The 1,145-nt window shown below is 46.3% G+C and carries 1 protein-coding gene; it reads right to left on the minus strand.

The features are described from left to right. Window positions 1–171: 171 nt before the first annotated feature. The gene (locus J7R10_RS08190) at window positions 172–1,143 is read right to left on the minus strand and encodes a phage late control D family protein (protein ID WP_246787418.1); all 972 of its coding nucleotides are present in this window, start codon (window positions 1,141–1,143) and stop codon (window positions 172–174) included. Window positions 1,144–1,145: the final 2 nt, after the last annotated feature.

The raw sequence follows: 1,145 nt of genomic DNA on the forward strand, positions 1-1,145 counted from the left end.
ATTTTAATGTTTCCTTGTAAAGTGTATCCATAATTTTTTAACACTCTTTCATCTATAGTAGCCATCTTCTCATTGCTTCAAGTGATAAGAAGTGGCTGCGATGTTAAGAGCTCTTACATCGGACGGGTGTGTACCAAACTAGTCCCGTTGGCTGGGCAACCAGCCCAGCCTCTATTCTTTGTTGCTGTCCTTTCCCTTGTCTGGTGCTTCTAGAGTAATTTCTGTGGTGTATCCGCTTTGTTTCTCATAGCGATGGGTCACGGTTTCAGCTTTCCATGGTCCATTGATTTCACTACGGAACCCTTGAAGAAGCAGCGGTTGATCCGCCATGATTTCGGGGCGCCCTTCAAGGGACAAAGAACCACTGCCCATGCTACGGCACAGCCGGTCTGATTCTGAGGCGGCAGCAGCTAATGCCTCTTCCCTGCTGGTGTAGCAACAACGCAAACGACGCACAGGACCACTAAAGCCTGTCTGATGCTTGACTTGGCATTGTTGTCCTTGCGAGCGATCAAAGTAGGTTGATTCAACGCTGCCATATTGGGTGCGTGGCTCTAACGTGAATTCCCAACTGGAGCAGTCATGCTTATGAAGTTCGAGGACCGGTAAATTGTTTCCGCTTAAAAATAAAAACTTATTATCCTTAATTAAAAAACGTGCCTGCATGCGGTCTGCAAGGCGGGTTAAAAAATCAACAGCCGATTGATCCGTGCGAATCACATAAGGCAAAGTTTTGTGCGTGAATTCTGAACTGATCTTTGCTTGATAGCCATGGCGTTTGGCGAGGGTTTCAACAATCTCGCCAACGGTTTTGTGATCAAAATGTTCACTGGTTTGTTCTTTGAGTTCTTTGCGCATCGAAGCGCTTTTGCCACAAAGGCGCAAGATCTCTCCATCACTGCCCCCACAACTCACAACCGATTCGACAACAAAACGCCCCATAAAAGCACTGATGCTGTTCTCATAGCCAAAGATTACCTGCAGTGCACTGCCCGTTTGTGGAACCTCTAAATCATTGCCACGATCATCAAACTCCGCTTCAAATCTATCGGCTTCATTGCCAGCATGATCAGTGATGGTTGCATTTAAAAGACGCTGATAAAAAACCTCATGCACGGGTTTGTCTTCCACCTTGACCACAATAA

Source organism: Bartonella vinsonii subsp. berkhoffii ATCC 51672 (assembly GCF_902825225.1).
Classification (GTDB): Bacteria; Pseudomonadota; Alphaproteobacteria; order Rhizobiales; family Rhizobiaceae; genus Bartonella; species Bartonella berkhoffii.